This window comes from Camelimonas sp. ID_303_24, from assembly GCF_053543495.1.
Genome location: NZ_JBLLJM010000004.1, coordinates 103,621 through 130,047 on the forward strand (window position 1 = coordinate 103,621; position 26,427 = coordinate 130,047).

Annotated in this window: 23 protein-coding genes and 1 pseudogene; 7 read left to right on the forward strand and 17 right to left on the reverse strand. The window is 67.1% G+C overall.

Going from position 1 to position 26,427, the window contains the following annotated elements; genetic code table 11:
- Positions 1 to 12 precede the first annotated feature (12 nt).
- Positions 13 to 2,598, reverse strand: a complete 2,586-nt coding sequence (locus ACERNI_RS05420; protein WP_448832255.1) for an ABC transporter permease — start codon at positions 2,596 to 2,598, stop codon at positions 13 to 15.
- A complete protein-coding gene (locus tag ACERNI_RS05425; RefSeq protein WP_448832256.1) occupies positions 2,595 to 3,323 on the reverse strand; it encodes an ABC transporter ATP-binding protein in 729 nt (242 codons plus the stop codon). Before ACERNI_RS05425 ends, ACERNI_RS05420 begins: the two co-directional genes overlap by 4 nt.
- 449 nt (positions 3,324 to 3,772) lie before the next feature.
- On the opposite strand from ACERNI_RS05425, the gene ACERNI_RS05430 reads away from it, so the two are divergent.
- The 5 genes and pseudogenes from ACERNI_RS05430 (at position 3,773) to htpG (ending at position 8,957) form a co-directional block, all read left to right on the forward strand.
- Entirely contained in the window at positions 3,773 to 4,513 is a 741-nt protein-coding gene (locus ACERNI_RS05430; protein WP_448832257.1) for an arylesterase, read from the forward strand.
- Positions 4,514 to 4,697: 184 nt separating this feature from the next.
- Positions 4,698 to 5,231 carry an RNA 2',3'-cyclic phosphodiesterase gene (gene thpR, locus ACERNI_RS05435; protein ID WP_448832258.1) on the forward strand — a complete coding sequence of 178 codons (534 nt, stop codon included), beginning with the start codon at positions 4,698 to 4,700 and terminating at the stop codon, positions 5,229 to 5,231.
- 148 nt (positions 5,232 to 5,379) lie between these two features.
- Positions 5,380 to 5,733, forward strand: a pseudogene (locus tag ACERNI_RS05440) (YkvA family protein); the annotation flags it as partial.
- Positions 5,734 to 6,048: 315 nt separating this feature from the next.
- Entirely contained in the window at positions 6,049 to 6,621 is a 573-nt protein-coding gene (locus tag ACERNI_RS05445) for an invasion associated locus B family protein (protein ID WP_448832259.1), read from the forward strand.
- A 317-nt stretch (positions 6,622 to 6,938) separates the two neighbouring features.
- Positions 6,939 to 8,957: a molecular chaperone HtpG gene (gene htpG, locus ACERNI_RS05450; RefSeq protein WP_448832260.1), complete on the forward strand. Its 2,019-nt coding sequence runs from the start codon at positions 6,939 to 6,941 to the stop codon at positions 8,955 to 8,957.
- A gap of 251 nt (positions 8,958 to 9,208) precedes the next feature.
- Here the strand turns inward: htpG and ACERNI_RS05455 are convergent, their stop codons facing one another.
- The 8 genes from ACERNI_RS05455 to htpX all read right to left on the reverse strand — a co-directional run bounded on the left by ACERNI_RS05455 (position 9,209) and on the right by htpX (position 18,746).
- Positions 9,209 to 10,030, reverse strand: coding sequence for a helix-turn-helix transcriptional regulator (locus ACERNI_RS05455; RefSeq protein ID WP_448832261.1), 822 nt, complete (start codon positions 10,028 to 10,030; stop codon positions 9,209 to 9,211).
- Between the two features lie 99 nt (positions 10,031 to 10,129).
- Positions 10,130 to 10,690, reverse strand: coding sequence for a peroxidase-related enzyme (locus tag ACERNI_RS05460; RefSeq protein WP_448832321.1), 561 nt, complete (start codon positions 10,688 to 10,690; stop codon positions 10,130 to 10,132).
- A 336-nt stretch (positions 10,691 to 11,026) separates the two neighbouring features.
- On the reverse strand, positions 11,027 to 11,671 hold the full coding sequence (locus ACERNI_RS05465; RefSeq protein ID WP_448832262.1) for a hypothetical protein: 645 nt from the start codon (positions 11,669 to 11,671) through the stop codon (positions 11,027 to 11,029).
- Positions 11,672 to 11,856: 185 nt separating this feature from the next.
- Positions 11,857 to 12,381: a bifunctional adenosylcobinamide kinase/adenosylcobinamide-phosphate guanylyltransferase gene (gene cobU, locus ACERNI_RS05470; RefSeq protein WP_448832263.1), complete on the reverse strand. Its 525-nt coding sequence runs from the start codon at positions 12,379 to 12,381 to the stop codon at positions 11,857 to 11,859.
- A 37-nt stretch (positions 12,382 to 12,418) separates the two neighbouring features.
- Positions 12,419 to 14,011 carry a bifunctional phosphoribosylaminoimidazolecarboxamide formyltransferase/IMP cyclohydrolase gene (purH, locus tag ACERNI_RS05475; RefSeq protein ID WP_448832264.1) on the reverse strand — a complete coding sequence of 531 codons (1,593 nt, stop codon included), beginning with the start codon at positions 14,009 to 14,011 and terminating at the stop codon, positions 12,419 to 12,421.
- A gap of 179 nt (positions 14,012 to 14,190) precedes the next feature.
- Positions 14,191 to 16,041: a heparinase II/III family protein gene (locus tag ACERNI_RS05480; protein ID WP_448832265.1), complete on the reverse strand. Its 1,851-nt coding sequence runs from the start codon at positions 16,039 to 16,041 to the stop codon at positions 14,191 to 14,193.
- 270 nt (positions 16,042 to 16,311) lie between these two features.
- Positions 16,312 to 17,640, reverse strand: a complete 1,329-nt coding sequence (locus ACERNI_RS05485) for an RsmB/NOP family class I SAM-dependent RNA methyltransferase (protein ID WP_448832266.1) — start codon at positions 17,638 to 17,640, stop codon at positions 16,312 to 16,314.
- Positions 17,641 to 17,798: 158 nt separating this feature from the next.
- Positions 17,799 to 18,746: a zinc metalloprotease HtpX gene (gene htpX / locus ACERNI_RS05490; protein ID WP_448832267.1), complete on the reverse strand. Its 948-nt coding sequence runs from the start codon at positions 18,744 to 18,746 to the stop codon at positions 17,799 to 17,801.
- Between the two features lie 223 nt (positions 18,747 to 18,969).
- Between htpX and ACERNI_RS05495 the strand changes: the two genes are divergently transcribed.
- Together ACERNI_RS05495 and ACERNI_RS05500 are read left to right on the forward strand one after the other, a co-directional pair.
- The gene (locus ACERNI_RS05495) at positions 18,970 to 19,206 is read left to right on the forward strand and encodes a DUF1674 domain-containing protein (RefSeq protein WP_448832268.1); all 237 of its coding nucleotides are present in this window, start codon (positions 18,970 to 18,972) and stop codon (positions 19,204 to 19,206) included.
- 127 nt (positions 19,207 to 19,333) lie between these two features.
- The gene (locus tag ACERNI_RS05500) at positions 19,334 to 20,002 is read left to right on the forward strand and encodes a septation protein A (RefSeq protein ID WP_448832269.1); all 669 of its coding nucleotides are present in this window, start codon (positions 19,334 to 19,336) and stop codon (positions 20,000 to 20,002) included.
- Positions 20,003 to 20,113: 111 nt separating this feature from the next.
- Here ACERNI_RS05500 and ACERNI_RS05505 read toward each other — a convergent pair whose 3' ends face one another.
- The 7 genes from ACERNI_RS05505 to ACERNI_RS05535 form a co-directional block, all read right to left on the reverse strand.
- On the reverse strand, positions 20,114 to 21,454 hold the full coding sequence (locus ACERNI_RS05505) for an adenylate/guanylate cyclase domain-containing protein (protein ID WP_448832270.1): 1,341 nt from the start codon (positions 21,452 to 21,454) through the stop codon (positions 20,114 to 20,116).
- Positions 21,455 to 21,506: 52 nt separating this feature from the next.
- On the reverse strand, positions 21,507 to 22,094 hold the full coding sequence (locus ACERNI_RS05510) for a DsbE family thiol:disulfide interchange protein (protein ID WP_448832271.1): 588 nt from the start codon (positions 22,092 to 22,094) through the stop codon (positions 21,507 to 21,509).
- Positions 22,091 to 22,285 carry a heme exporter protein CcmD gene (gene ccmD / locus ACERNI_RS05515; protein ID WP_448832272.1) on the reverse strand — a complete coding sequence of 65 codons (195 nt, stop codon included), beginning with the start codon at positions 22,283 to 22,285 and terminating at the stop codon, positions 22,091 to 22,093. Before ccmD ends, ACERNI_RS05510 begins: the two co-directional genes overlap by 4 nt.
- Entirely contained in the window at positions 22,282 to 23,037 is a 756-nt protein-coding gene (locus ACERNI_RS05520; RefSeq protein ID WP_448832273.1) for a heme ABC transporter permease, read from the reverse strand. Before ACERNI_RS05520 ends, ccmD begins: the two co-directional genes overlap by 4 nt.
- A 377-nt stretch (positions 23,038 to 23,414) precedes the next feature.
- Positions 23,415 to 23,816, reverse strand: a complete 402-nt coding sequence (locus ACERNI_RS05525; protein WP_448832274.1) for a F0F1 ATP synthase subunit epsilon — start codon at positions 23,814 to 23,816, stop codon at positions 23,415 to 23,417.
- A 132-nt stretch (positions 23,817 to 23,948) separates the two neighbouring features.
- Positions 23,949 to 25,388 carry a F0F1 ATP synthase subunit beta gene (gene atpD, locus ACERNI_RS05530; RefSeq protein ID WP_448832275.1) on the reverse strand — a complete coding sequence of 480 codons (1,440 nt, stop codon included), beginning with the start codon at positions 25,386 to 25,388 and terminating at the stop codon, positions 23,949 to 23,951.
- A gap of 152 nt (positions 25,389 to 25,540) precedes the next feature.
- Entirely contained in the window at positions 25,541 to 26,422 is an 882-nt protein-coding gene (locus ACERNI_RS05535) for a F0F1 ATP synthase subunit gamma (RefSeq protein WP_448832276.1), read from the reverse strand.
- Positions 26,423 to 26,427: the final 5 nt, after the last annotated feature.

The window sequence follows — 26,427 nt, forward strand, 5'->3', positions numbered from 1 at the left end:
TGGGTTTCCGCGTCAGTTCGCCCGCAGCCTTTGCGCCGGAGACTGGCCGAGCACCCGCCAGGTCCCGGCAAGGCCAAGCGCGACTGTCACGACAATGGCGATGACGATCGCCATCATCGGCTCCGGCCAGCTGAACAGGAATTCGAGACGCATCGGTTTGGTGACGATGAACCACCCCGCCGCCGCGCCGGCCGCGAGGCCAAAGACGCTGGTCATCACCGCCAGCCCGCCGTATTCGAGCGCATAGGCCAGCAGCAGCCGGCCGCGCGTCGCGCCCAGGGTTTTCAGGATCACCGCGTCGTAGAGGCGCGCCCGCTGCCCCGCCGCCAGCGCCCCGGCCAGCACCAGCACGCTTGCCGCCAGCGAGATCAGGCTCGCGCCAGCCACAGCCCAGGACAGCTTGCCGACGATCTCGTCGATGGCGTTGAGCGCCTCGCGCACCCGCAGCGACGCCACCATCGGAAACGCCTTCGCCGCCTCGCGCACCACCGGATCGGCGGCTCCGGCCGGCGCATCCGGCGCCATGCGCAGGGTCGCCAGCGCCGTGTGCGGCGCGCCGCGAAAGGTGTTGGGTGAGAAGATCATGACGAAATTGATGCCGAGCGAGCGCCATTCGATCGCCCGCAGGCTGGCGACCCGCGCCCGGATTTCACGCCCGAGCACATTGACCACCAGTTCGCCGCCCACTTCCACGCCAAGTCCCTTGGCGATGCGCTGGTCCAGCGACACCAGCGGCTGGCCGCTGTAGTCCGCCGGCCACCAGGCGCCCGATGCGATGCGCGATCCCTCCGGCGGATTATCCGAGAAGGTGACGCCGCGATCGCCGTCCAGCACCCACGCCACGTCCTGCGGCGCATTGATCTTCTCCGCCGGCACGCCGTTGATGGAGACGATGCGGCCGCGCATCATCGGCACGCGCTCAAAACGGCCGCCAGGAGCGAGACGGTCAATCATCGCGGAAAAGGCGTCGGCCTGGGCCGAGGGAATATCGACGAAATAGAAATCCGGCGCCGTGCCGGGAACCGACCGGGTCAGCTGGTCGCGGATATTGGTCTGCACCAGGGCCAAAGCCACCAGCAGGGTCACGCCGAGGCCGACCGACAGCACCAGCGACGGCGTCAGCGCGCCGGCGCGGTGGATATTGGCCAGCGCCAGCCGGGCCGGCGCGTGGCGCGGGCGCGGCAGGCGGCGCGCCGCTGCCATTAGCCCCATCGCCACCACGCGCAGCATCAAAAAGGTCAGAAAGGCGGCAACGACGAAAGCAATGGCAATGCGCCGGTCATAGGAAAAGCCAACGGCGACCGCCACGAGAACCGCGAGGCCCGCCGCCATCGCCAGCAAATAAACCAGGCGCGGCCAGCGCCGGTCCGCGTCAGCCATGTCGCGAAACAGGCCGGACACCGGCACATCGCGCGCCCGCCCCAGCGGCCCGATGGCGAAAACGAACGCCGTCAGCAGGCCATAGACCGCCGCCAGCGCCAGCTCGCGCCAGGCCAGGGTGGGAATGATCGGAACCGGCAGCAGATCGCCGGCCAGCGCCACGGCGGCGAACGGCGCGATCGCCCCGACCATCAGGCCAATGATGACGCCAGCCAGCGCCACCAGCATCACCTGGGTCAGATAGATGGCGACGATGCGCCTGCCAGAAGCGCCAAGGCTCTTCATGGTGGCGATGCTGCGCCGCTGCCGGTCAACAAAGCCGCGCGTGGCGTTGGCGACGCCGACGCCGCCCACCAGCAGGGCCGTCAGCCCCACCAGCGACAGAAACTGGGTGAAACGCTCGATATTGCGCTCGAATTCGGGCGCCGCCGCCTGGCGGGAGCGCACCTGCCACCCGGCCTTGCCCCAATCTGCCTCCAGCTTCGCCTGCACCGCCTTCAGGGCCGCGTCGTCGTTGGCTCCCATGGGCAGCGCCACCTGGCGGGTCCAGCGCACCAGGCTGCCTGGCTGGATCAGGCCGCTGGCGCGCAGGGCGTCCGTGCTGACCATCAGGCGCGGGCCAAAGCCATAGCCGCCGCCAAGCTTGTCCGGTTCGCTGACCAGGCTGGCGCGCAGTTCGACAGGCTTGTCGCCGATCAATATCCGGTCGCCAACTTTCACGCCAAGACGGGCGAACAGGGCGGGCTCCGCGACAGCGCCAGGCGCGCCGTCGCGCACGGCCAGCGCCTCGCCCAGAGGCAGCGCCGGCTCCAGCTCCAGCTTGCCAACCAGCGGATAGGGGTTCTCAACCGCCTTCAGTTCGACCATGGCGGCCGAGCCGGCGTCGCCATCTGCTCCGTCGACCCGGGCCATGGCGCGCAGATTGGCCGTGACGGCGTTGGCGCCCAGGGCCTTGATATAGGCGGTTTCACGGGCGTCCGGCTCGCGCTGGACGAAACTGATGGCAAGATCGCCGCCAAGAATCGCCCGCCCCTCGCGCGCCAGCCCCTCGGTCAGGCTACGCGAGATGCTGGAAACAGCGGCGATGGCGGCGACGCCCAGAATGATGCAGCCCAGAAACACCCCAAATCCGCGCAGTCCGCCGCGCAGTTCACGCAGCGCCAGGCGCAGGGTCAACGGCAATGCGGCGCGCCGGCCGCCAGCAACGCCGGCGCTCATGCCGCGGTTTCCGCCGCAACCGTCAGATCGCCGTCGATCCGCCCCGAGCGGATGCGGATCACCCGGTCGCAGCGCGCGGCCAGATTGTTGTCATGGGTGACAATCACCAGCGTCGATCCGCGTTCGCGGCGCAGGGAAAACAGAAGTTCGACAATGCTTGCGCCGGTGGCCTCATCGAGATTGCCCGTTGGCTCATCCGCCACCAGCAGGGGCGGATTGGCGACGATGGCGCGCGCCACCGCCACGCGCTGCTGTTCGCCGCCAGACAGTTGCGCCGGATAATGACCGCCCCGGTCGGCCAGGCCGACAGCGGCAAGTTCGGCGGCGGCGCGCGAAAAGGCGTCGGCCTCGCCAGCCAGCTCCAGCGGCAGGGCGACGTTTTCCAGCGCCGTCATGGTCGGCACGAGATGGAAGGACTGGAAGACGATGCCGACATTGCGGCCACGAAACCGCGCCAGATCATCCTCGCCATGGCGGGTGAGGTCCTGGCCGGCGACGACAACGCGGCCGCTGTCAGGCCGCTCAAGCCCGGCCAGCGTCATCAGCAGCGTGGATTTTCCTGATCCGGAGGGACCAACGAGGCCGACGATCTCGCCCCGGCGGATGTTGAGCGAAATGCCTTTCAGGATATGAACCCGCGCCGCGCCGGCGCCCAGCGACAGTTGTAAATCTGTCAACGCCACCGCCATATCTTGAGTCGATTCGCGATCTGCGGGCTGCGTCATGCTTCAGGTCCAATCCAGTTGCCGTCACGTCGCGTCAGGCCCGCTTTGCGCAGCCCTGGGCAGGGCCGCGCAAAAACCCGCCCTCTTCAGATTTGCCGCAATTCCAGGGACAAAACAGAAAAGAGGCAACCACAAGCCGCGCCGTCACAGGAACGGCTTTTGCTGCAAGAGCTCTGGTGTCTGACGCAATCAGCCTCATATGGGGTCACCCGGTTCCGGCGCCACCCCTGCTGCGCCGGATGGTTACGCCCTCCCGTCCGCAACGCCTGCCCGCCACGGAGATTTCCCGCATGTCACGGCCCGCCCATCGCACCAGCGCCCCCAAGACCCCGCAGGCTGGGACCCCGCAGGCTGACGTTGGCCAGCCCGCCACCAGGTCAGGAAGCGTCTGGTCAGGGCGCGCCGGACTCCGGTTCGCGGCGGCCGCATGCGCCCTGGCGCTGGCCACGATGGCGTTAACGCCGGCCAGCCCCGCCTTTGCCCAGGGCGCAGCGTCTGACACGCCGGCTCCCGCGCAACAGGCGCCCGCCCCCGCGCAGCAGGAGCAGCCAACCACCCCTGCCCAGCCCGCGCCCCAGCAGGCGCCCCAAGCCGAAACCCAACCGCCAGCGACGCAGCCCCAGGCAAAGGAACTGGTGCTGGTGGTGCTCGGCGACAGCCTCAGCGCCGGCTACAATCTGCCAGGCGACAAGGCGTTTCCCGCCGTGCTGGAAAAAGCCCTGCGGGTGCGCGGCCATCAGGTGAAGGTGGTCAACGCCGGCGTTTCCGGCGACACCACAACCGGCGGCCTGGAGCGGCTTGACTGGTCGGTGCCGGACAACGCCTCTGGCGTCATCGTCGAACTGGGCGCCAACGACATGCTGCGCGGCATTGATCCGGCAATTCCGCGCGATGCGCTCGACAAAATCGTCACCCGGCTGAAGCAGCGCAACATACCGGTGCTGCTCGCCGGCATGCGGGCGGCTCCAAACCTTGGCGGCCGCTATAGCGATGATTTCGAAAGCATCTACCAGGATCTGGCGAAGCGTCACAACCTGACGCTGTATCCGTTCTTCCTCGACGGCGTGGCCGGTGACCGCAACCTGCTGCTGCCCGATGGCATGCACCCCAACCCGGTCGGCGTCCAGATGATGGTCAGCAAGATCCTGCCAACCGTGGAGCAATTCCTGACGTCGCTACGCCCCCAGTAAGCCGCCGGTCCCGGTTCTCTGTCCGCCTCGCCGCCTGAATCGACAGGCGCGATGCTGGCCTGCGATACTGCGGCGGCCGTTGTGACGGCAGAGCCAGCCAACGCCGGCCTGCAGACAGTTGCGTTTCATCCAGCCATGCGCCGATGTCCCGCCTGCAGGGAGCATCGCCCCTCGCGGAGGTCCCATGCCAAGACTGTTCACCGGACTGGAGCTTCCGGACGACCTCGCGGCGGCATTGACCGGCGCGCGCGGCGGCCTGCATGGCGCGCGCTGGATTGACCCGGAGAACTACCACATCACCCTGCGCTTCATTGGCGACGTGGATCATGCGCTTGCCCGCGACGTCTACGGCCTGCTGGCGGAAATTCACCGCGATCCGCTGGAAGTCACCATCGAGGGGCTTGATGCTTTCGGCGGCAAACGCCCCCGCGCCATTGTCGCCCGCGTCACGCCTGACAGGGCGCTGCTGGAATTGCAGGCAGCGCATGAGCGGCAAATCCGCAAGGCCGGAGCGGCGCCGGAGGGACGCAAGTTCTCGCCGCATATTACGCTGGCGCGCCTGCGCGACGCGTCGCCGCTGGATGTCGCTGATTATCTGGCGGTGCGCGGCGCCTTCCCGCGCGTCTCCTTCACCGCCCGGCGTTTCGTATTGTATTCCTCACGCGATTCCGTCGGCGGCGGGCCTTATGTGGTCGAGGCGGCGTATCCGCTGGGCTGAGCGCCATATCTCCCGGAAGATATGGAAGAAATCTTGAAATCGGCGTTATTGGGACCAGATTCCGGTCTATCCGTTGCCAATTGGCAATTTGTCGGGAGACGCATCCTTCATGCCCCGTTCGCTGACAGAACCCTTCACCGAGGCGGAAATGCAGGCGATCCGCCGCGCCGCCAGCGGCGAGGACTCCGGCGCCCACGCAAGTGAAGAGCATGTCCGGATCAATTTCTGGCGGGCGCTGAAGCGCATCGCCCGCCATACGCCTTTCGCCCACGATCTGGCGGCGGCCTTCTATTGCGCCTGCGATCCGGCGACCCCGATGAAAGTGCGGATGATCCTGTTCGGGGCGCTGGGCTATTTCATCCTGCCTCTCGACGCCATCTCGGATTTCCTGCCGCTCGTCGGGTTTACCGACGACATCGCCGTGTTGACCCTCGCCCTCGCCACCGTGGCAACGGCCATCAAACCGGAACATCGGCAGAAGGCGGAGGAAGCGCTCGCGGATCGCGAAGCCACTGCCGGGCCGCCAACGATTGATGACGAGGGGCCCGGGCGGAAGGCGCGCGGGGGCTGGCGCAAATGGACGGATCGCTTCAGACGGTGAAGCTGCGCGCCCTGGCGACGGAGCATGCGGCGTCCGCATCGCCAGGTTGCGTCTTTTGTCCGTCCCTGACAAAAGTTCCTAACGCCCTGATAACGATCACAGGGTATGGTCATGACATTCGCATCAGCGACCGTTCAGGTCCCAGCCGCGCGGTCGTTGCCTCACGTCATTTATGAGGCCCTTCGGGCTCACCACCGCAGGGGATTTGATCATTCAATGATTCGTCCGGACCGTTTGCTGCGCCGCGCGCTTGTCTGCATGGGCTTGCTGCTTTCAACCACCCTCGTCGCTGGCCTGGCGACCGACGCCAACGCCCAGGGACGCAGCAAAGCCGCGGCCAAGGCCGCCGCCCCCGCTGGCGGCCAGTCAGTGGGAACCTATGGCGACTGGGGCGTTTACGTCTCCAGGAATAGCCGCGGCAAGGTTTGCTACGCCCTCTCCCACCCCAAGGTCCGCCTTCCCAAGGGGCTGAATCGCGATCCAGGCTATGTGTTCGTTTCGGCGCGCCCGGCGGACGGCGTCCGCAACGAGATCGCCTGGGGCCTTGGCTTCTCCGCCAAGCCGGACGGCGAAGTGCTGATCGACGGCGCCAGCCAGCCGGTGGTGACGCGCGGCGAGAGCGCCTGGCTGCGCGACGCCTCCCAGGAGGGCCCGACCGTGGCCGCCATGACGCGCGGAACCAAGCTGGCGCTGAAGGTGCAGTCGCAACGCGGCAACAGCCTCACCGACGAATATTCCCTGCGCGGCTTCACCCAGGCCATGGAGCGGGTGCGCAAGGAATGCCCCTGAACCGGGCAGGTAATGAACGTCATCAAGCGGGCCATATGGCCCGCTTTTTTGTTGCTCGGCTCCCGGAGCAAGGACAGGTAGCCTGTCGCGCCTCCCGGCGAGTCGTCAGAACCGTCTTGAAAAGCGGCGCCATCCCGGCCATTTCCGCCACTGTGACAAACCGCGCGCCCACGCGCTCGCGCGTTTTCCGGCAAAGTGGACGCCGCCTTGCGTCGGGAAGACGCGGCGCGCCAGGGAGCAGGAACAAAAACGCAGGTTCGGCGCGGGCGGATTTGCGCTGGCTACCGGGCCGGCGCCAGACAATTCAGGGACAACAGATGACGATGGCAGACGGGACAATCGGTCAGAAACAGGCGTTCGGCGCGGATGTCGCGCGGCTGCTGCACATGATGGTGCACTCGGTTTATTCCGACAAAAGCGTCTTCCTGCGCGAGCTGATTTCCAACGCCGCCGACGCCTGCGAGAAGCTGCGCTACGAGGCCATCGCCCGTCCTGAACTGCTGGGCGACGATGCCTCTGGCATGCGCATCGACATCACCCTGGACCGGGCGCAGCGCACCTTGACCGTTGCCGACAACGGCGTCGGCATGACCGCTGCGGAAATGGCCGAGGCGCTCGGCACCATCGCCCGCTCCGGCACCCGCGCCTTCATGGAAGGCCTTCAGGGCGACGCCAGCGGGCAGGGCAAGGCGCGGGAAAATGGCGAAGGCGCCGCGACGGCGCCTGGCGAAGCGCATCTCATCGGCCAGTTCGGCGTCGGCTTCTACGCCGCCTTCATGGTCGCCGACCAGGTCGAGGTGATTTCACGCAAGGCCGGAACTGACGCAGCGGCGCGCTGGTCTTCCGACGGCAAGGGCGAGTTCACCGTCAGCCCCATTGACGTTACGGAAGCGCCGGCCCACGGCGCGCGCGTCGTGCTGCATCTGATGGAGGGGGCTGACGAATGGCTGGATCCGGCCAACCTCCGCCGTCATATCCGCGACCAGTCCGGCCACGTGCCGGTGCCTGTCACCCTGCACTTCACCCGCCCGGTCCAGGAAGATGATGGGGCGCAGGACGACGGAGCGGAAGGAACTGCGGACGCCGGAAAAACCGCGAAGCCGGATGAAGCGGTCGATGAGCAGATCGTCGACGGCAGCGCCCTTTGGACCCGCTCCCGTAACGAGATAAAGCCGGACGAATATACCGACTTCTACCGCTCCGTCGGCGGCATGTTCGACGAGCCGGCGATGACGATCCATTACCGCGCCGAGGGTCGCCACGAGTTCAGCGCCCTGCTGTTCGTCCCGTCGTCGCGGCCGTTCGACCTGCTCGATCCGGAGCACAAGGGCCGGGTCAAGCTCTACGTCAGGCGCGTGTTCATCACCGATGACGCCGAGATCCTGCCGCGCTATCTGCGCTTCGTGCGCGGCGTGGTCGATTCCGCCGATCTGCCGCTCAACCTTTCCCGGGAGATGATCCAGAACAGCCCGGTGCTGCGCGCCATCAGCCAGAATGTCACCGGCCGCGCGCTCACCGAACTGGAGAAGCTGGCGGAATCCGACGCGGACGCCTACGCAAAGGTCTGGGAGAATTTCGGTCCGGTCATCAAGGAAGGCGTGCACGAGGACTTCGCCCGCCAGGAACGGCTGCTCGGCCTCACCCGTTTCAGGACCACGGCCGGCGGCGACAGCTGGCGGTCGCTGAAGGACTATGTAGCGAACCTGCGCGAGAACCAGACGGCGATCTATTACATCACCGGCGACGCCGCGGCGAAGCTGGAGAACTCGCCGCATCTGGAAGGCTACCGGGCGCGCGGCGTCGAGGTGCTGTTGCTGACCGATCCGGTCGACAGCTTCTGGGTGATGGGCGCGCCAGGCTTCGAGGGCAAACCCTTCCGCTCCGTCACCCAGGGCGGCGCCGATCTCGATCTCATACCGCTGGTTGATGCGGAAGCGCAGAAGGGCGGCGACGCCAGTCCCGAGGTCGCCGCTTTCATCGCCGCCGTGAAGGAGACGCTCGGCGAGGCCGTCACCGATGTGCGCGCCTCAAACCGGCTGACCGACAGCGTTGTCTGCCTGGTGGCGCCGGGTGGGGGCTATGACCGTCATATGGAGCGGCTGCTTTCCGGTTTCGGGCGTCTCGACCAGGCGGCGAAGCCGGTGCTGGAAATCAACCCGCACCATGCGCTGACCCAGGCCCTGGCGGCCCTACCGACGGACGATCCGGACTTCCGCAGCGACGTGGCGCATCTGCTGCTCGACGAGGCGGCGATCCTTGACGGCGGCCAGGTCAGCGATGCCGGGGCGTTCGCCGGCCGCCTGACGCGGCTGCTCGCCCGCGCGGCGCGCCAGTAAGCAACCGACCCAAGCACTGACCCCGGCACTCCGGTCAGGCCAGAGCCCAATCCGTTACGGGTTGGGCTCTGTGCTTTTGTCCGGCGTGGTTTCTGAACGGCTCCCTGGATGCTTCCTGGCGCGCGACAGCGCCAATGCGCTGGATCGCGTTAGAGCAGTTTTCGATCAATCTGGATCGCACACTGCTCCAGTTCTCTTTGTTTTGAGCGAATCCTGATCGATCAGCCGATTCCGGCTGATCGGAAAGCGCTCTAGCCGGGCCGGCCGCCCGCCGCTTCCTTGCGCCGCGCGGCGGAAAGCGCCTGCAACACATTGGCCGTTGCCTCATCCACCGGGAAGAAGGTTTCCAGCGCCAGCTCCGACAGGGTGATGTCCAGCGGCGTGCCAAAGATGGTGGTGGTGCTGATGAACGACAGCACGACGCCGTCCATGGCCAGTTGCAGCGGCGCGACAATGCCGGTCGCGGCCTGCCGGCGCGTGGCGCCGGGCGGCGCCGGATAGGCCTTCAGCTCGTCCAGCAAGGCAATCAGCCCGGCGTCGGCGGTGACGTCGATCTGCTGCCGCAACCTGGCGAGCAGATGCTCGCGCCATTCATGAAAATTCAGCGTCCGGCTGGCGAGACCATCCGGGTGCAGCGACAGGCGCAGCACATTGACCGGCGGCTCCAGCAGGGTCGGCGCGACGCTCGCCAACAGCGGCGCCACCGCCGCATTGGCGGTGATCAGGTTCCAGTGCCGGTCGATGGCCAGCGCCGGCCAGGGGTCGTGCCCGGCCAGCACCTGTTCAACGGCGGCGCGGGCGCCGGCCATGTCGGGATGGTCGAGCGGACGCTCGGCGAAGACAGGCGCATAGCCGGCGGCAACCATGAGCACATTCCGTTCACGCAACGGGATGTACAGGTGCTCGGCCAGCAGCATCAGCATGTCGCGCGACGGCTGCGCCCGGCCGGTTTCGACGAAGCTCAGATGCCGCGTCGAGATCTCGGCCTCGCACGCCAGATCGAGCTGGCTCATGCGCCGCCGCAACCGCCACTCCCGCAACCGGCCGCCAACATCGCCCTGCGCCTCCGCCATCACCCGTCTCCCTGTCAGCAACGGTCCGATCGAAGCACGGCGAACGGCCCGCCGCCATTACCCATGGGGTAATGGGAATGCAGGCCAGTCGCCATCAGGTCAGTCGCCGCTTTGCCGGAAGGACGCGTGATATTCGGGGTTCGGCCGCATATCGATGGCCGACGCCATGCGGTTGCTCATGTTGTAGAATGAGGCCACCGCGCCGATGTCCCAGATGTCGCGATCGTTGAAACCGGCGGCGCGCAGGGCGTCACGATCCGCCTCAACCACCTTTTCCGGAGTCTCGGTCAATTTCGCGGCGAAGTCGAGCATGGCGCGGTGGCGCGCGTCGAGATCGGCGGCGCGATAGTTCATCACCAGCAGTTCGCCCAGCACCGGATCGCCGGACAGCTGCCGCACGGCGGCCCCATGGGCGGTCAGGCAATAGAAGCAGCGGTTGATGCTCGACACCACCACCGCGATCATCTCCCGCTCCAGCTTGGACAGTCCGGAGGGCGCCAGCATCAGATCATTGTAGAAGGTGGAGAACGCCTGCAGCTTGGCGTCGTCGAACGCATAGGCCTGGAGCACGTTCGGCACATAGCCGATCTTCTCCTCGCACTTGCGGAAATACGCCTGTGAGCGCTCGGAAAGCTCCCCCCGGGGCAGTTCCACCGCCATGACGTGATTGTCCCGCTGCCGGCGGGGCGCGACATCCCGCGCGCCGTCCTTCGCCGCCTTGTCCGTCTTTTTGCCCTTGTCGCCCGACTTCTTTGCCATTGTGTTTCCTCCCGCGCGCGCCATCGCGCGCTTTCCCGCGAATCGGCGTCCGCCTCACTGGAAAACGCTCCGGCGCTGGTTCCCGCCACAGTGGGCGGAAGCGGTGATGGATGCAATGGCGGCGGAAAGCGCTCCTGAACTTCCCGCTGCGAGCGAATGTCGATCAGCCAGGCAATTCCGCCTGGCCGGAAATCGCCCTGGGGCCATTCCGGTGAAATCCGGTTCGCCGGAAAGGTTTTAGTTGGGAACCGTCGGCTTCGGCGGCGCCTGTCGCGCCAGGGCGTCGATGAGTTGCGGACGCAACCCTTTCAGGCTGGTCAGAAACGCCCGCGTCGCGTCATCGCCCTCCGCCCGCCGGCTGAGGCCAAACAGCGTCACCCCGCCGCCCTGGCGCGGCATGTAACGATAGGCGTTCCACTCGACGATATACTGACCGTCGGAACGCTTGCTGCTGAGCACGAAATCCAGCAGCACCTCGCCGCTGCGCGCATTGCGGATGACCGACATGTTGACCAGGGGATCATGCGGCTTGCGGGCGTTCAGGCTGGCGATCTGGGCGCGCACGGCGCCTGCGACGTCAGTGCCCTGGGCAATGACTTCGAGCAGGACCATGCGACTGTGCCGGCCTGGCGTTTCGCCAGCGGGCAGATATTCCTGCTTGAAATAGCCTGGCCGCGGGGCCGCGGACCAGGCCAGCCCGTAGTGGTCGCCAGCGATCTCGATGGGACCTGGAACGCCCAGATAGTCCCTGACCTGCTGCGCCAGCCCCGCAGGCGCCGGGAGCAGAATGGCGGCGACAAGCGCCAGGCGCGCCACCCAGCCCGGACGCCAGCCGGTCCGCCGGCCCAGCATCGTTGCACGCGCCGCCAATCCGCCCGTCATCTGGCTCACCCTGCACCGGTTGCCGCCTGGGGCGCGATGCGTTCAGGCTGCAACGCATCGCCGCTCCAAGCTTTTAATTTCGCGTGATTTTTCGACAACAAGCGGTATCAACCTGTTGGCATCATGCTCCAGGGACACAGGTTCGCCCGTCGCTCCCGGCTGGCCAAGCCAGCTTCACGCGATCGTCAGCCCTTCAGTTGCATGGGCAGGCCGGCGGCCAGAAACAGCACCCTGCCGGCGATGGCGGCCACCGCCTGGTTCAGACGGCCAGCTTCGTCGCGAAACCGGCGCGCCAGCGCATTGTCCGGAACGATGCCGAGGCCAACCTCGTTGGCGACAACAAACCACGGGCCGCGCGGGGCCTGAAGGGTAGCGACCAGGCGCCCGGTCGCCGCCGCCACATCGTCGCCAGACAGCATGACATTGGTCAGCCAGACGGTGAGGCAATCAACCAGAACCGGCTCGCCCGCCGGCAATCCCACCAGGGCGCCCGGAAGGTCGAGCGGCGCCTCCAGCGTGCGCCAGCCAGCGCCGCGGCGGTCAACATGATGGGCGATGCGATCGCGCATCTCATCATCAAACGGCTCCGCCGTGGCGATATAGCGCCACGGCGGAGCCAGCTGTTCGATCAGCAGTTCTGCGTGCCGGCTCTTGCCGGAGCGGGCGCCGCCGAGCAGCAGGGTCAGCGAAGGAGCCTGCAACTCACCCATGCAAGTTACCCATGACGCCCCCGCCCCTCGCCCGGCTTCAGTGCCGGAAGTGGCGATGGCCGGTGAAGACCATGGCGAGGCCGGCTTCATCGGCCGCCTTGATCACCTCGTCATCGCGCATCGAGCCGCCAGGCTGGATCACCGCCGTGGCGCCAGCTTCAGCGGCGGCCAGCAGGCCGTCGGCGAAGGGGAAGAAGGCGTCCGACGCCACCACCGACCCCACGGCGAGGCTCTCGGGCAGACCGGCGGCCTTCGCTGCTTCAGCAGCCTTCCAGGCCGCGATGCGCGAGGAATCGACGCGGCTCATCTGGCCAGCGCCGACGCCGACGGTCGCGCCATCCTTCACGTAGACGATGGCGTTGGACTTCACATGCTTGGCGACGCGGAAGGCGAAGCGCATGTCGGCCAGCTCACGCTCCGACGGCTGGCGCTTCGTCACCACGCGCAGGTCCATGTCGTCGACCACGGCGTTATCGCGGCCCTGCACCAGGAAGCCGCCCGAGACAGTACGCACGGCAAGGCCGCCTGCGCGCGGATCCGGCAGGCCGCCCGTCAGCAGCAGGCGCAGGTTCTTCTTGGCCGCGACGAGGGCGATGGCCTCCTCGCTGGCGTCCGGGGCAATGATCACCTCGGTGAAGATCTCGACGATCTTGCGCGCCGCGGCGGCGTCGAGCGTCTGGTTAAGGGCGACAATGCCGCCGAAGGCCGAGACCGGGTCGCAGCGCAGGGCGCGCTCATAGGCCTCGACGAGGCTCGCGCCCTCGGCCACGCCGCAGGGGTTGGCGTGCTTGATGATGGCGACAGCCGCCGTGCGGGCCGGATCGAACTCGGCGACACATTCGAAGGCGGCGTCGGTGTCGTTGATATTGTTGTAGGAAAGCTGCTTGCCCTGAAGCTGGCGGGCCGTGGCGACGCCAGCGCGGGCTTCCGGGCCACGATAGAACGCGGCGCTCTGGTGCGGGTTCTCGCCGTAGCGCATGGCTTCCGCCAGTTCGCCGCCAATGGCGCGGAACGCCGGATTGGCTTCGCCGAGCTGGGCCGCGAACCAGTTGGAGATCGCCGCGTCATAGCTGGCGGTGCGGGCGTATGCCTTCTGGGCCAGGCGCCGGCGCAGGGTGAGCGAGGTCGCCCCCTTGTTGGCCTCCAGATCGTCCAGCACCGCCTGATAGTCGGCGCCCTCCACCACCACGGCGACGTCGCCATGGTTCTTGGCGGCGGCGCGGATCATCGCCGGGCCGCCGATATCGATGTTCTCGATGCAGTCGTCGTAACCGGCGCCAGAGGCGACGGTCGCCTCGAACGGGTAAAGGTTGACCACCAGCAGGTCGATGGGGCCGATGCCGTTGGCCAGCATCGCCGCCTGGTGCTCCGGATTGTCGCGGATGGCGAGCAGGCCGCCATGCACCGCCGGATGCAGGGTCTTGACGCGGCCATCCATCATCTCGGGGAAGCCGGTGACTTCGGAGACGTCGAGAACCGGCAGCCCCGCCTGGGCCAGCGCCTTGCGGGTGCCGCCCGTCGAAATCAGCGTGATGTTGCGATCCGCCAGGGCCCTGGCGAACTCAATCAGGCCGGTCTTGTCCGACACGGAGAGAAGTGCGCGGGTCACGCGCCGCAGTTCGTTCGACATGTAAGATCCGTGTATTGTCCGATGTCATCCGGCCGCGCGGCGCCCGGCGCCAAAAAACGTCATGAAAGCGGCGCGATAGCACGTATGCGCCGGTGATCCAATCACCGTCGCGTCACATGCCCGCAAGGCAGGCATGCGCCAACGCCGCGTCAGGGCGCGCAATGGGTGAAATTCTCCGCTCAGGACGCCGGTTGCGACGCCTGGCCGGGCGCGACGCCATCCCAACCCTCGCGCACGAACCGCCAGGCGATCTCGGCGGAGGCCGTGCGCTCGGGCGCCGTCATGTCGATGACCAGCTGCCGTGAGGCGCGGGCCCCGCCTGGCGCGGCGAACCAGACGCTTTCCTCAATGTGCGCCACATGGCCAGGCGCCTCGAAGCGCCAGAACTGCCCGTCAGGCAGGCGCAACGACACCGCCATGCCATCTTCCTCCGGCGCAACCTCCACGGCGGGGTGCAGGTGGAAACGGATGACCGCCGAAACCCGGCCGGAGGCCGATTTGACCAGCCGGTCCATGCCGGCGAGCTGATCGCCCTGGGCCGAGAGGCGCCACTGGCGCTCATGCACCACGCCGTGGCGGGGGAAGAAACCATCATGCGATGCGGTGAGCGCATGGCCGCTGGCGTCGCTGGTGCGCTCGGCCTTCACAATGGCCGGTCCCGCGAGAATCACCGGGCCGAGCAGCCGCTCCAGCCAGCCGGCGAGGCGGTCGCCGCGCGGCGCGCCGGCAAAATGACACGACGAGGTGTCCTCCACCGTCACGGTGGAGTGGGCCGCCGTTGAGCGCGCCGCCAGCCGCGCCGCCGCCGAATCCACCGGCGAGGCGCCGCAATTGACCACCATCATCGAACCGGCGACAGACATCTCGAACGACAGGCATCCGGCGTGCGCCTCGGCGGAAAACGCCCGTGGCGGCGGCGCGCCAACGTCGGCGATCACCAGCGTCCGTCCCGCCGTCATGCGCTCGTAGCCGCTCCATGGCGCATGGGTCATCGGCCGGGCATGGGCGTCATCATAGGCCAGCACCGTCGCCAGCAGATCCGGCGCCGACTCCCCCATGCCATTGAACAGGGCGATGGCCCCATCCTCGTGCCGGAACAGCCGCAACATCGGCATCATGCGATCGATGGCGGTGATCAGGGCGAGCGGCGGCTCCATGCCGCGCGTGGCGTAGACCTGCCGCAACGGCAACAGATCGGCCAGCAGTTCGATCAGACGGCGCGGATTGCGGCTGACATGGCCGCCGTCCTGCAACACGTGCTCGCCGAGCAGCGAACCCAGCGTGGCGTCGGTGCGGGTCTGCGAGCGAGACGGCGCTGCGACACACAGGCTGGCGAAACTCTGGGCGATGGCGATCAGCAGCCTGTCATCCGCCGCCACGTCCGGGCCGGCGGCGACGCGCAACTGGGCCAGCGCACGACCGATCGTGCGCATGAAGCGCAGATAAAACGCGCGGTCCGCCCCCTCCAGAAGCAGCGGCGCCTGGGACAGGAACGAGATCAGGCGACGGGAAACGACGCGCGGCAGGGCGCCGCCGCCGCGCCGGTCGCCGTCATGACGCAAAAAGTCGTCGACAAGACTGCGGGCGTGGGCGCGGGCGATATCGGTATTGGCGGCGCGCAAATGGCGCAGCCAGCCGAAACCACACAATTCCTCATCCCAGGCCTGACTGGGGGGCGCAACGCCGAACGGCGAGCTGCCGCGGGTTTCCACCATCCGGCCAGCGAAAGCGAAGCGCCCGGCATAATAATCAGCCGCAAGGGTGGGATCGGCGGTGCGCAGATCCTGCGGCGCAACCAGCAGCCGCTCGGGCGCCCGCGCCGGGGCCGGGAAGATGCGGAGCGCGAGCGAACCGGCCAGCGACAGGGCGTTGCGCGCGGTTTCCCGCACAACAAGCGCATAGAGCCGCAATCTGTCGCCTGTCGCCGCCACCCAGAACATCCCTCCGGAGCATGCTTCCAGGACGTGGCGCGCCACATCCGGATCAAGCTCATGCCAGAGCGTCGCCGCCCAGACCGCCTGCGGAACCACGCCAATCCGCCGTCATCACCCACGGTCACGCGGCGCGGGCCTGTTTCGCCGGCAGTCGCGCGATCCAGCGACGCGAGAACCACCCAAGCCTGAAAACCGCGCCAGCAAGCCAGGGCAGGCCGGCGCGCTGGCAGGGGACGCTTCCAGGCCGTGTCGCCGTTGCCGGCGACTGGATGAAAGCGGCCAGTGAATCGGCCCGCCGCGCGCCCGGAGACTATACCGCGCCGCCCGGCGACGGGAAGCATGGCGCCGCCATGAATCCACGCGCTTTCAGGTTTTACGCTGCAATCGTGCGGCGAAAAATCCGTCAAGGCCGGACATGCGGGCTTCAGCGTCTGGCAGCATGGAGGGGAAAGTGCGCACTTCGCCAGCCGCATTGATGGCTTCCGGCAACCCGGGCAATTCCGCCGCAACGACGGGAACGCGCTGCATCTGCGGGTTGCGCTCAAGGAACCGGGCGATCTGCAATTCGCCCTCATCCGGCTCCAGCGAGCAGGTCGAATAAACCAGACGCCCGCCGGGCTTCAGCAATGCGGCGGCGCAATCGAGCAGCCGCGCCTGCAGATCGGCGAGCGAAGCTATATCGCCCGGGCGTTTGGTCCACGCCACGTCGGGGTGACGGCGGATGGTGCCCGTCGCCGAACAGGGCGCATCGAGCAGCACTGCATCAAACGGGCCGCCTCTGATCTGCTCCGGAGCGATCGTCGCCAGATTGACCACGTGGCGCTCCGGCGCAAAACCGAGCCGGCGCATATTCGCGGCCAGCCGGTCCATGCGGGTGGGGGAACGGTCAAACGCCGCGACCTGGCCACCCGCCGCCAGCAATTGCGCTGTCTTGCCGCCAGGGGCGGCGCACAGATCGGCCACGCGCTCGCCAGGCTGCACGTTCAGCAAGCGCGCTGGCAGCGCCGCCGCGGCATCCTGCACCCACCAGGCGCCTTCCGCATAACCTGGCAGCTCCTCGATGCCGCGCGTCGTGCGCAGGCGGACAGTCTGCGTCGCCGCCGAAGCCGGCGCCAGCGGCAGGGCCACGCCGTCGAGACGCTCCGTCCAGGCCTCGGCCGGGCCGCGCACGCTCACGTCTACCCCCGGCTCCTGACGGAGCGCTGCGGCAATGGCTCTGGCCTGCGTCTCGCCCCACGCGGCGCGCCAGCGGGCGGCGAGCCAGCGCGGCGCATCGACATCCAGCGGATCGTAGCCAGCAACGTCATCCTTGCGCGCCACGACATTGCGCAGCACCGCATTGGCGAGCCCGGCGAAGGGCCCGGCGTTCCTGTCGGCGCGGGCCAGGTTGATGGCGGTGTCGACAGCGGCGTGATCGGGCGTATCCATGAACAGGATCTGCGCCGCGGCCGTGACGAGGATCGCCTCCAGCGGCCCGCATTTGCGTGGGTAGCCACGCTCCATCAATTGCGCCAGCAGATGCTGGATCGAGCCCAGACGCCGCAGGGAGGCGGTGACGATGGCGCGGGCCAGCCCGCGATCGCGATCATCAAGACCGGCGGTGGCGTCCGCCAGCAGGGCGTCGACCTGCGGCGCCTCATCGGGCTGCTCCAGCACCGCGCGCAACACGATGACTGCGGCGCGCCGGGCGGCCATGCCCGGCCCCATAACGCCGCCGCCACCACCGCGCCCACCGTGACGTCCCTGGCCCTGGTGATTGCCGCGCGGCGCGCCGCCTTTTCCGGGGCCCTTGCCGGAACCTTTGCCTGAAGGACGGCCGGGAGCGCGCCCCTGACGACGTTCATCCATGGACTTCAACCCCACGGCCCGCTCCCGCGCGACCAGGGATTGCCGGCGGCGCCGGTGGTGAAGCCGCCGGAAGCAGGCGCGCCGGCCTCCCCGATCCGCCAGCCCTTGCCCCAGGCCGCGGCCAGCTTCTGCAGTTCATTGACGCGATTCTGCGTCGAAGGATGAGTGGAAAACAGATTGTCCATGCCACGCCCGGAAAGGGGGTTGATAATGAAGAGCGGCGCCGTGGCCGGATGCGCTTCCGCGCGCTCGTCGACCACCTGCGCCACGCCCTGCTCGATGCGCGCCAGGGCGGATGCAAGCCAGACCGGCTCGCCACAGATTTCCGCGCCCAGCCTGTCTGCTTCATACTCGCGCGAGCGGCTGACCGCCATCTGAATAACCATCGCCGCAAGCGGCGCGACAATGGCGACAAGCAGACCCGTCAGCGCCCCATGGCCATTGCCGTTCTGGCGGTTGCCGCCAAACAGCATGCCAAACTGGGCGATGGAGGAAATGGCGCCGGCGATGGTCGCGGCCACGGTCATGGTGAGGGTGTCGCGATTGCGGATATGCGCCAGCTCATGGGCAATGACCCCGGCAAGCTCCTGCCGCGACAGCGCCTGCATCAGCCCCGTGGTGACCGCTACAGCGCCCTTCTCCGGCGTGCGCCCGGTGGCGAAGGCATTCGGCTGGGGACTGTCGATCAGATAGACGCGCGGCAGAGGCAACTGGGCGCGACGCGCCAGCTCATGCGTCATCTGCACCAGCTCCGGCGCACTGTTCTGGTCAACTTCATGGGCATTGTAGGCGGCCAGGGCCAGACGGTCGGAATTCCAGTAGGCGAACAGATTCATGCCGGCCGCCACAACCAGGGCGATCAGCATGCCGCCAGCGCCGCCCAACATGTACCCCACAACTCCGAACAGCGCGGTCAGCGCCGCAAGCAGCAATGCGGTTCTGGCGAAATTCATCTGGCGTTCTCCCATTTTCGGGCGCCAGCCGGCGCGAAATTGCGTAAAATCAGCGGCGCGGCCCCCGGGCATCGTCCAGTGTCAATGTGGGCGCCAGATATGGTCTGCTGCAAGAGCAGAATGGCGCGCGACCATTGACATCCCGTGACTTTTGCTTCTTGGGCTGCATGTTCCGGGGCCCCGCCGCGGCGGCTTCATGTTCGAGTGTCAAGGAATCCGGCAGATGAGCGACAACAGCACCACCGCTTCCCCTGTCGCCAGCGGGCAGGAAAGCGGCGACCAGCAGCGCGCGCTGACCCCGGCTGCGCAGCGGGCGCTTGCCGAAGCCGAGGCGCGGCGCGCCGACATGGCGGCGCGGATCGCGGCGCTCGGCGACAAAACCGAACTCGGCGGCCGGGCGGGCCCAGATCCCGTCCGCTATCAGGATTGGGAAAACAACGGCATTGCCTCGGATTTCTGAGGTTTGCCGGCAACGGCCGCGCTCCCGCCTTGATGCAGCCACCGCGGCTCTGTAGGCAGCCGGCGCGCAACCGCGCATCCGGACAACACGATGATACCGTCCGCCTGGACGATTGGGGACACAGCACGTGACAGCGCAATCCCGGACGATCTCTCCGCTGGCCAAGTTCGCCCTCGAACTGGGTCCCCTCGGCGTCTTCTTCTTCGCCAATGCCCGTCCGCATCTGTTCACGCCGCTGGTGGGAGGGCTGGTTCCGGAAAATCTGGCGCAAACCGGCCAGTTGGGCATCCTTACCGCCACGGCGGTGTTCATGGCCGCGACCCTGGCCGCGCTGGTGATTCACTATGTGCTGGTGCGCAAGCTGCCGATCATGCCCCTGGTATCGGCTGTCGTCGTGCTGATCTTCGGCACGCTGACCGTCGTGCTGCGCGACGACCATTTCATCAAGCTCAAGCCAACCATCGTGAACTGCCTGTTTGGCGGCGCGCTGCTTGGCGGCCTTGCCCTTGGCCGTCCACTGCTCAATGTGGTGCTGGACAGCATGATCCGTCTGACGGACGAGGGCTGGCGCAAGCTGACGTTCCGCTGGGCGATGTTCTTTTTCGTGCTGGCGGCGCTGAATGAGATCGTCTGGCGCAACTGGTCAACCGACGCCTGGGTGAACTTCAAGGTGTTCGGCATCATGCCCCTCACCCTGATCTTCGCCCTGGCGCAAACGCCGCTGATCATGCGTCATAGCCTGCCGGAGGACGCAGAAACCCCGCCCCATGGCGATCCCAATTCGCTGATCGAGTAACGTCGGAAGCCTGCGGGCAGGCCATCGGGACGCGCTCCCTGAGCCTCACCCGGGCTTCGCGGGTCGCGGCCGCGCCAGTATTGCGGCCGCCCTGCCAGCCTGTTTGCCGCGTCAGTTCTGCGGACGTTGCGCCAGCCGGTCCGTGGCGAGCGGCGCATAAACCGGCACCGGCTCCAGACGACCGCGCAACTGCTCGGCGCCGACGAAACGATAGCCAGCCAGCCGTTTCGGCGCATCATCTCCCGCCGCAGCCACGGCATCGCCCGAAACCAGCAGCGGCGTATGACAGGCCTTGGTGGCCTGCTCCAGGCGCGCCGCGACATTCACCGCGTCGCCAAGCACGGTGAACTCCAGCCGGTCATCATTGCCGATGGCGCCGACGAACGCCTCGCCGAAATGCACCCCGGCCCCGACGCGCACCGGCGGTTCGCCTTCCATTTCGCGCTCACGCGACCACAGCTCCATGGTCTGCACAATCTCGACGGCGCAGGCGATGGTGCGGCGGGCGTCGTCCGGCCGCGAATCGAGCAGACCGCAAACCAGGAAGGCGCCGTCGCCAATGAATTTGTCGATCACCGCGTCGTGCTTCTGCGCGATGCGGGTCAGGTGATCGCGAAATGCGTTGATCATCACGCTGAGTGAGCGCGCGTCGAGACTTTCTTCCATCGAGGTGGAGTTGCGGATGTCAACGAACAGCAGCCCCACCTTTTTGCGGCTGCCCTGCTTGAGATCATCCATGCTTTCAGTGGCGAGGATCTGCGACAGCTCTGACGGCAGATAGCGGCCAAGGTTCATGCGCCGGCGCGTTTCATCCACGGCGCGCAACAACATCGCCCGACCGCGCACCGTGGCGACCCAGGTGATGATCGCCATGCCGATCAGGATCAGCACGCGCGTGGCGTTGGCGTTGTCGCCGAACATCGGGGCCAACGGCCCGACCAGCGGTTGCCGCTCGGCATAGTCCATGTGGCCGTGGACCGCCGCGATCGCCAGCGCCCCGGTGATAATCAGCAGGCCGGCGTAAGCCTGCACCGCCGGGCGCATGCGCACGATCGACGTCACCAGGATCAGCGGAATGCCGCTGGCGGCGGGATACGCGGCAAGAAAATCGCCGCTGAGTTTGTTCGACACCGCGGTCATGGCGAGATTGGCCAGCACCACGCCAGTGTCGACCGTGACGGTGAGATAGGCCATCCACGGCCGCCAGCGTTTGGTTTGCACCAGCGCCAGCGAGATCGCGCCCGAGAAGAAGAGCACAACGAGGGAGGCCTCGGCCGCCCACAGCATGACGGCTGACTCGTGGTTGGCGTAGTCTTCCGGCGTCGTCAGCAGCCACAGCACCACCAGCAGCAGCAGCGCGGTGGCGATGCGCACATAGCTGACCTGGCGTTCTGCCCCAAGGTCCGCACTGCGCAACAACTCCCGCCCCTGGGACGGCATCGGTCTGGCCATCGCACTCCTCAACCGCCCTGGCGGCGCCCCGGCCCGGAAACAGCAGCGCCTCTCAGCGCGCCACTTTGGCCAACGCCGCGCCGAAAGCCCCCTGTAACGCCTCTTCCGTCAGCGGCCCCACATGCCGGTAGCGGATGATTCCGGCCCCATCAACAATGAATGTCTCCGGAACCCCATACACGCCCCAGTTCACCGCCACCGCACCGTCCCGGTCGACCCCGACTGCGACAAAGGGGTCGCCGAGCTGGCCAAGGAAGCGGCGGGCGTTCTCCGGAACATCCTTGTAATTGACGCCGAGCAGGCGAATACGCCCCTCCTGCGCCAGCCGCATCAGTTGCGGGTGCTCAATCCGGCAAGGGCCACACCAGGAGGCCCAGAAATTCACAACAACGGGAGCCCCCGCCCCAACCAGCCCCTGGGTCAAACCCGGAGATGGCGCGCCATCTGACTGCTTCAGCCCATCGAGGGGCGGCAAAACCAGCGCCGGCGCTTTCCTGCCAATCAGCGCCGAAGGCACGATGGACGGATCGCCGCCGCTCCATAACCGCCAACCAAGCAAAGCCGCAAGCAGGACGAATATCACCAGCGGCGCGGCCATCAACAATCGTCGCGCGCCCACGCGCCCATTCGCACCGCTCATGGCTGCCGCCTCTGGTCCGGGGCCTTGCGGCCGGCGCGCCGGCTGGCGAAGCGGGCGCTCTCGGCCTCGACCCGGTCCAGTTCGCGCCGCGCCTGCCGTGCGCCAACCACCGTCCACAAGGTCAGGCCCGCCAACAGCACGAAAGCCACCGCATAAGCGGCGATCACATATCCCGCATAGGTTCCCGTCATGACGACGCGCCAGCCGGCTCAGCCGCCGCCCGCGACATCCGGTCCAGCAGCACAAGGCGCCTGGCCCGGACGCTGCGGCGTAGCACCTCGGTGCGCATGCCGGCCATATGCAGGCAGACGGCGACGAGGCTCATGGCGCCGGCCATCGCCAGCAACGGCCACAGCATGGCGGGGTGCATCGCCGGTCCCTCCAGGCGCAACACGGACGCCGGCTGGTGCAGGGTATTCCACCAGTCAACGGAAAACTTGATGATCGGCACGTTGATGAATCCGACAATGGTCAGGATGGCCACGGCCCGCGCCGCGCTCAGGGGGTCTTCAATCGCCCGCCAGAGGGCCAGCACGCCGCAATACATCAGGAACAGCACCAGCACTGACGTCAGCCGGGCGTCCCACACCCACCACGCCCCCCACATGGGTTTGCCCCAGATCGAGCCGGTAATCAGGCAGAGCAGGGTGAACACCATGCCGACAGGCGCAGCGGCGCGCTGGGAAACATCCGCCAGCGGATGCCGCCAGACGAGGGTCCCAAGCGCCGACGCCGTCATGATCGTATACATGAACAGCGCCAGCCACGCCGCCGGAACATGCACGAACATGATCCGCACCGAATCACCCTGCTGGTAATCGGCCGGCGCCCGCCAGGCCAGCCACAACGCCCCGGCGAGCGCCAGCGCAGCCACAGCAGCAAGCCAGGGCAACAGCCGCCCGGACCACTTCATGAACACCGCTGGATTGGCGAATGCCATCATTCTGAACGTCCCGGGGCAGTTAAGGGCCGGCATTGGCAGCGTCTCACGCCGCAGCGCCAGCGTCAGACCATCTGGCGCCGCCTTTGCCGCGCCACGACCTGCCCGGCAAGGAAAAGCACATACAATCGGGGGAAGGCCAAAACTCCTGCCCGACCAGGACGACTTCCTGGTCTTGCCGGCTTGCTGCCTTGCGCCTGTCCCGGTTAGACGCCCGCTCCCGCAGGAACGGGCGTCTAACCGGGAAATGGCCCGTCAGGCCCCCATCCTCAAAACAAAACATCCCGACCTCATGAGGCCGGGATGCTGTTTATACCGGAACGCGGCGAAAATCGCGCAAACCACCCTGCGTCAAATCAGGGCAGGCCTGCATCAGCTCTTCAGCTCTGCAGTAAACCGCGGACTTCCCTCAGCTGTCCAAGCCGCTCCAGAGCCACACGGCGCTGGTCGTCGTCCACGGCCGCATCGACAGCCTTCTCGGCGTCGGTGATGACCACGTCAATCAGGTCGTCAGTCAGTTCTTCAACCGGAACGGCCTGCTCGGCAAGGATGGTCAGCCCATCCGGACGGATGTCGGCGAAGCCGCCGCGAACGAAGATCGCCTGGGCCTTGCCGGCAGTCTGAACGGTGATGACGCCCGGCTTCAGCACGGACATCAGCGGCGCATGATGCGCCAGGACTGTCAGGTCGCCGTCCACGGACGGAACGATGACTGCCTCAACGTCGCCGGAGAACAGCAGGCGCTCCGGGGCGACCAGCTCGAAGTGGAAGTTTTCCGCCATGGGGCGCTGCTCCAATAGGGCGTCCGGCGCCTTGGCCGGATCACGTCGCGGGTCTGGACCTCGTCGCGCTCCTCTGGTGTCAAAACCGGAGCGGACGGTGCGCGGACCCGCTGCCGGGTCCGCGAGCCTTCATCAGGCCTCAGCGGCGAGCTTCTGGGCCTTCTCGATCGCCTGATCGATCGAACCGACCATGTAGAAGGCGGCTTCCGGCAGGTGGTCGTACTTGCCCTCGACCAGGCCCTTGAAGCCCTTGATGGTGTCTTCCAGCGAAACCAGCTGGCCAGGCGAGCCAGTGAACACCTCGGCGACGAAGAACGGCTGGCTGAGGAAGCGCTCGATCTTGCGGGCGCGGGCCACGACCAGCTTGTCCTCTTCCGACAGCTCGTCCATGCCGAGAATGGCAATGATGTCCTGCAGGGACTTGTAGCGCTGCAGCACTTCCTGGACCTGACGGGCGACGTTGTAGTGCTCTTCGCCGACGATCAGCGGCGACAGCATGCGCGAGGTCGAGTCGAGCGGGTCCACCGCCGGATAGATGCCCTTCTCGGAGATCGCGCGGTTGAGCACCGTGGTGGCGTCAAGGTGGGCGAACGAGGTGGCCGGCGCCGGGTCGGTCAGGTCGTCGGCCGGCACGTAAATGGCCTGCACCGAGGTGATCGAACCCTTGTTGGTGGTGGTGATGCGCTCCTGCAGGGCGCCCATGTCGGTCGCCAGGGTCGGCTGATAACCCACGGCCGAAGGAATACGGCCGAGAAGCGCCGACATTTCCGAGCCAGCCTGGGTGAAGCGGAAGATGTTGTCCACGAAGAACAGCACGTCCTGGCCCTGGTCGCGGAAGTGCTCGGCGACGGTCAGGCCGGTGAGGGCGACGCGGGCGCGGGCTCCCGGAGGCTCATTCATCTGGCCGAACACGAGGGCGCACTTGGAGCCGGCGGTCGAACCGTTGTTGGCGTGCGGATCAACGTTCACGCCCGACTCGATCATCTCGTGATAGAGGTCGTTGCCTTCACGCGTACGCTCGCCGACGCCAGCGAACACGGAGTAACCGCCGTGCGCCTTGGCGATGTTGTTGATCAGCTCCTGGATGAGCACGGTCTTGCCCACGCCAGCGCCGCCGAACAGGCCGATCTTGCCGCCACGGGCGTAAGGAGCGAGCAGGTCCACGACCTTGATGCCGGTGACGAGGATCTGCGCCTCGGTCGACTGCTCGGAATAGCTCGGGGCCGGCTGGTGAATGGCGCGGCGGCCTTCGGCGTCCACCGGGCCGGCTTCGTCCACCGGCTCGCCGATGACGTTCATGATGCGGCCGAGCGTGCCGGCGCCAACCGGCACTTCGATCGGGCGCCCGGTGTCAGACACCGCCTGACCGCGCACCAGACCCTCGGAGGTGTCCATGGCGATGCAGCGAACGGTGTTCTCACCGAGCTGGGCGGCGACTTCGAGCACCAGGCGGTTGCCCTGGTTGCTGGTCTCGAGCGCGTTCAGAATTTCCGGCAGATGGCCATCGAACTGCACGTCGACGATAGCGCCAATGACCTGCGTGATGCGTCCTGCGGGGGTTGTTGCAACCATGGGAAGCTCCCGTCCGAGCCCGTACGGGCCTCGCCTTGAAGTAATGTCGGACACTGCGGCCGCTGCCGCGCGTCGCGCTGGAATGGTTTGTGACCCGCGCCCTGCCCCGTCCGCCTCGCGTCAGGGCAGGCCGCCGGCCTGCAGTTGTCTGTTCAGAGCGCCTCGGCGCCGGAAATGATCTCGATCAGTTCCTTCGTGATCATCGCCTGACGCGTGCGGTTGTAGAGCAGCGTCTGCTTCCGGATCATCTCACCCGCGTTGCGGGTCGCATTGTCCATGGCGCTCATCTGGGCGCCGTAGAACGACGCGTTGTTCTCCAGAAGCGCGCGCAGGATCTGAACCGTCACGTTGCGCGGCAGAAGCGATTCGAGGATTTCCTCCTCGCTGGGCTCGTAGTCGTAGACCGCGCCGCCAAGCTTGTCGCCCACGCCGTCCGCCGGAATCTCGGCCGGAATGATCTGCTGCGCCGTTGGCACCTGCGAAATCACCGACTGGAAGCGGGCATAGAACAGGGTGGCGATGTCAAACTCGCCAGCGTCATAGAGCGCCAGGACCTTGCGGCCGATTTCGTCCGCCACGTCCCACGTCAGGTTCTTGACCGAACGCAGCTCGATGTACTCAACGATCTTGTCGTCGAACTGGCGGCGAAGGGCGTCGTAACCCTTCTTGCCGACAAGCAGCATCTTGACCGTCTTGCCCTCGGCGATCAGCGCCTGGGCCTGTTCACGGGCCAGACGGACGATCGACGAGTTGAAGGCGCCGGCGAGACCACGTTCGCCGGTACAGACCACCAGGAGATGCACCTTGCCGGAGCCCGTGCCGGCGAGCAGGCGCGGCGCGCCTGGCTGACCAACAACGCCCGAGGCGAGATTACCCAACACCTGGCCCATGCGCTCGGCAAACGGGCGCGCGGCTTCAGCCGCGCTCTGGGCGCGGCGGAGCTTTGCCGCCGCGACCATCTGCATGGCCTTGGTGATTTTCTGCGTCGCCTTCACCGAGGCGATGCGATTGCGAAGATCCTTGAGCGAGGCCATGCAAT

Coding starts and splice junctions, on each gene's coding strand:
- ACERNI_RS05420 (WP_448832255.1), bottom strand. CDS start 2,598: ATGAGCGCCGGCGTTGCTGGCGGCCGGCGCGCCGCATTGCCGTTGACC.
- ACERNI_RS05425 (WP_448832256.1), bottom strand. CDS start 3,323: ATGACGCAGCCCGCAGATCGCGAATCGACTCAAGATATGGCGGTGGCG.
- ACERNI_RS05430 (WP_448832257.1), top strand. CDS start 3,773: ATGGCGTTAACGCCGGCCAGCCCCGCCTTTGCCCAGGGCGCAGCGTCT.
- thpR (WP_448832258.1), top strand. CDS start 4,698: ATGCCAAGACTGTTCACCGGACTGGAGCTTCCGGACGACCTCGCGGCG.
- ACERNI_RS05445 (WP_448832259.1), top strand. CDS start 6,049: ATGATTCGTCCGGACCGTTTGCTGCGCCGCGCGCTTGTCTGCATGGGC.
- htpG (WP_448832260.1), top strand. CDS start 6,939: ATGACGATGGCAGACGGGACAATCGGTCAGAAACAGGCGTTCGGCGCG.
- ACERNI_RS05455 (WP_448832261.1), bottom strand. CDS start 10,030: ATGGCGGAGGCGCAGGGCGATGTTGGCGGCCGGTTGCGGGAGTGGCGG.
- ACERNI_RS05460 (WP_448832321.1), bottom strand. CDS start 10,690: ATGGCGGTGGAACTGCCCCGGGGGGAGCTTTCCGAGCGCTCACAGGCG.
- ACERNI_RS05465 (WP_448832262.1), bottom strand. CDS start 11,671: ATGACGGGCGGATTGGCGGCGCGTGCAACGATGCTGGGCCGGCGGACC.
- cobU (WP_448832263.1), bottom strand. CDS start 12,381: ATGGGTGAGTTGCAGGCTCCTTCGCTGACCCTGCTGCTCGGCGGCGCC.
- purH (WP_448832264.1), bottom strand. CDS start 14,011: ATGTCGAACGAACTGCGGCGCGTGACCCGCGCACTTCTCTCCGTGTCG.
- ACERNI_RS05485 (WP_448832266.1), bottom strand. CDS start 17,640: ATGGCCGCCCGGCGCGCCGCAGTCATCGTGTTGCGCGCGGTGCTGGAG.
- htpX (WP_448832267.1), bottom strand. CDS start 18,746: ATGAATTTCGCCAGAACCGCATTGCTGCTTGCGGCGCTGACCGCGCTG.
- ACERNI_RS05495 (WP_448832268.1), top strand. CDS start 18,970: ATGAGCGACAACAGCACCACCGCTTCCCCTGTCGCCAGCGGGCAGGAA.
- ACERNI_RS05505 (WP_448832270.1), bottom strand. CDS start 21,454: ATGGCCAGACCGATGCCGTCCCAGGGGCGGGAGTTGTTGCGCAGTGCG.
- ACERNI_RS05510 (WP_448832271.1), bottom strand. CDS start 22,094: ATGAGCGGTGCGAATGGGCGCGTGGGCGCGCGACGATTGTTGATGGCC.
- ccmD (WP_448832272.1), bottom strand. CDS start 22,285: ATGACGGGAACCTATGCGGGATATGTGATCGCCGCTTATGCGGTGGCT.
- ACERNI_RS05520 (WP_448832273.1), bottom strand. CDS start 23,037: ATGATGGCATTCGCCAATCCAGCGGTGTTCATGAAGTGGTCCGGGCGG.
- ACERNI_RS05525 (WP_448832274.1), bottom strand. CDS start 23,816: ATGGCGGAAAACTTCCACTTCGAGCTGGTCGCCCCGGAGCGCCTGCTG.
- atpD (WP_448832275.1), bottom strand. CDS start 25,388: ATGGTTGCAACAACCCCCGCAGGACGCATCACGCAGGTCATTGGCGCT.
- ACERNI_RS05535 (WP_448832276.1), bottom strand. CDS start 26,422: ATGGCCTCGCTCAAGGATCTTCGCAATCGCATCGCCTCGGTGAAGGCG.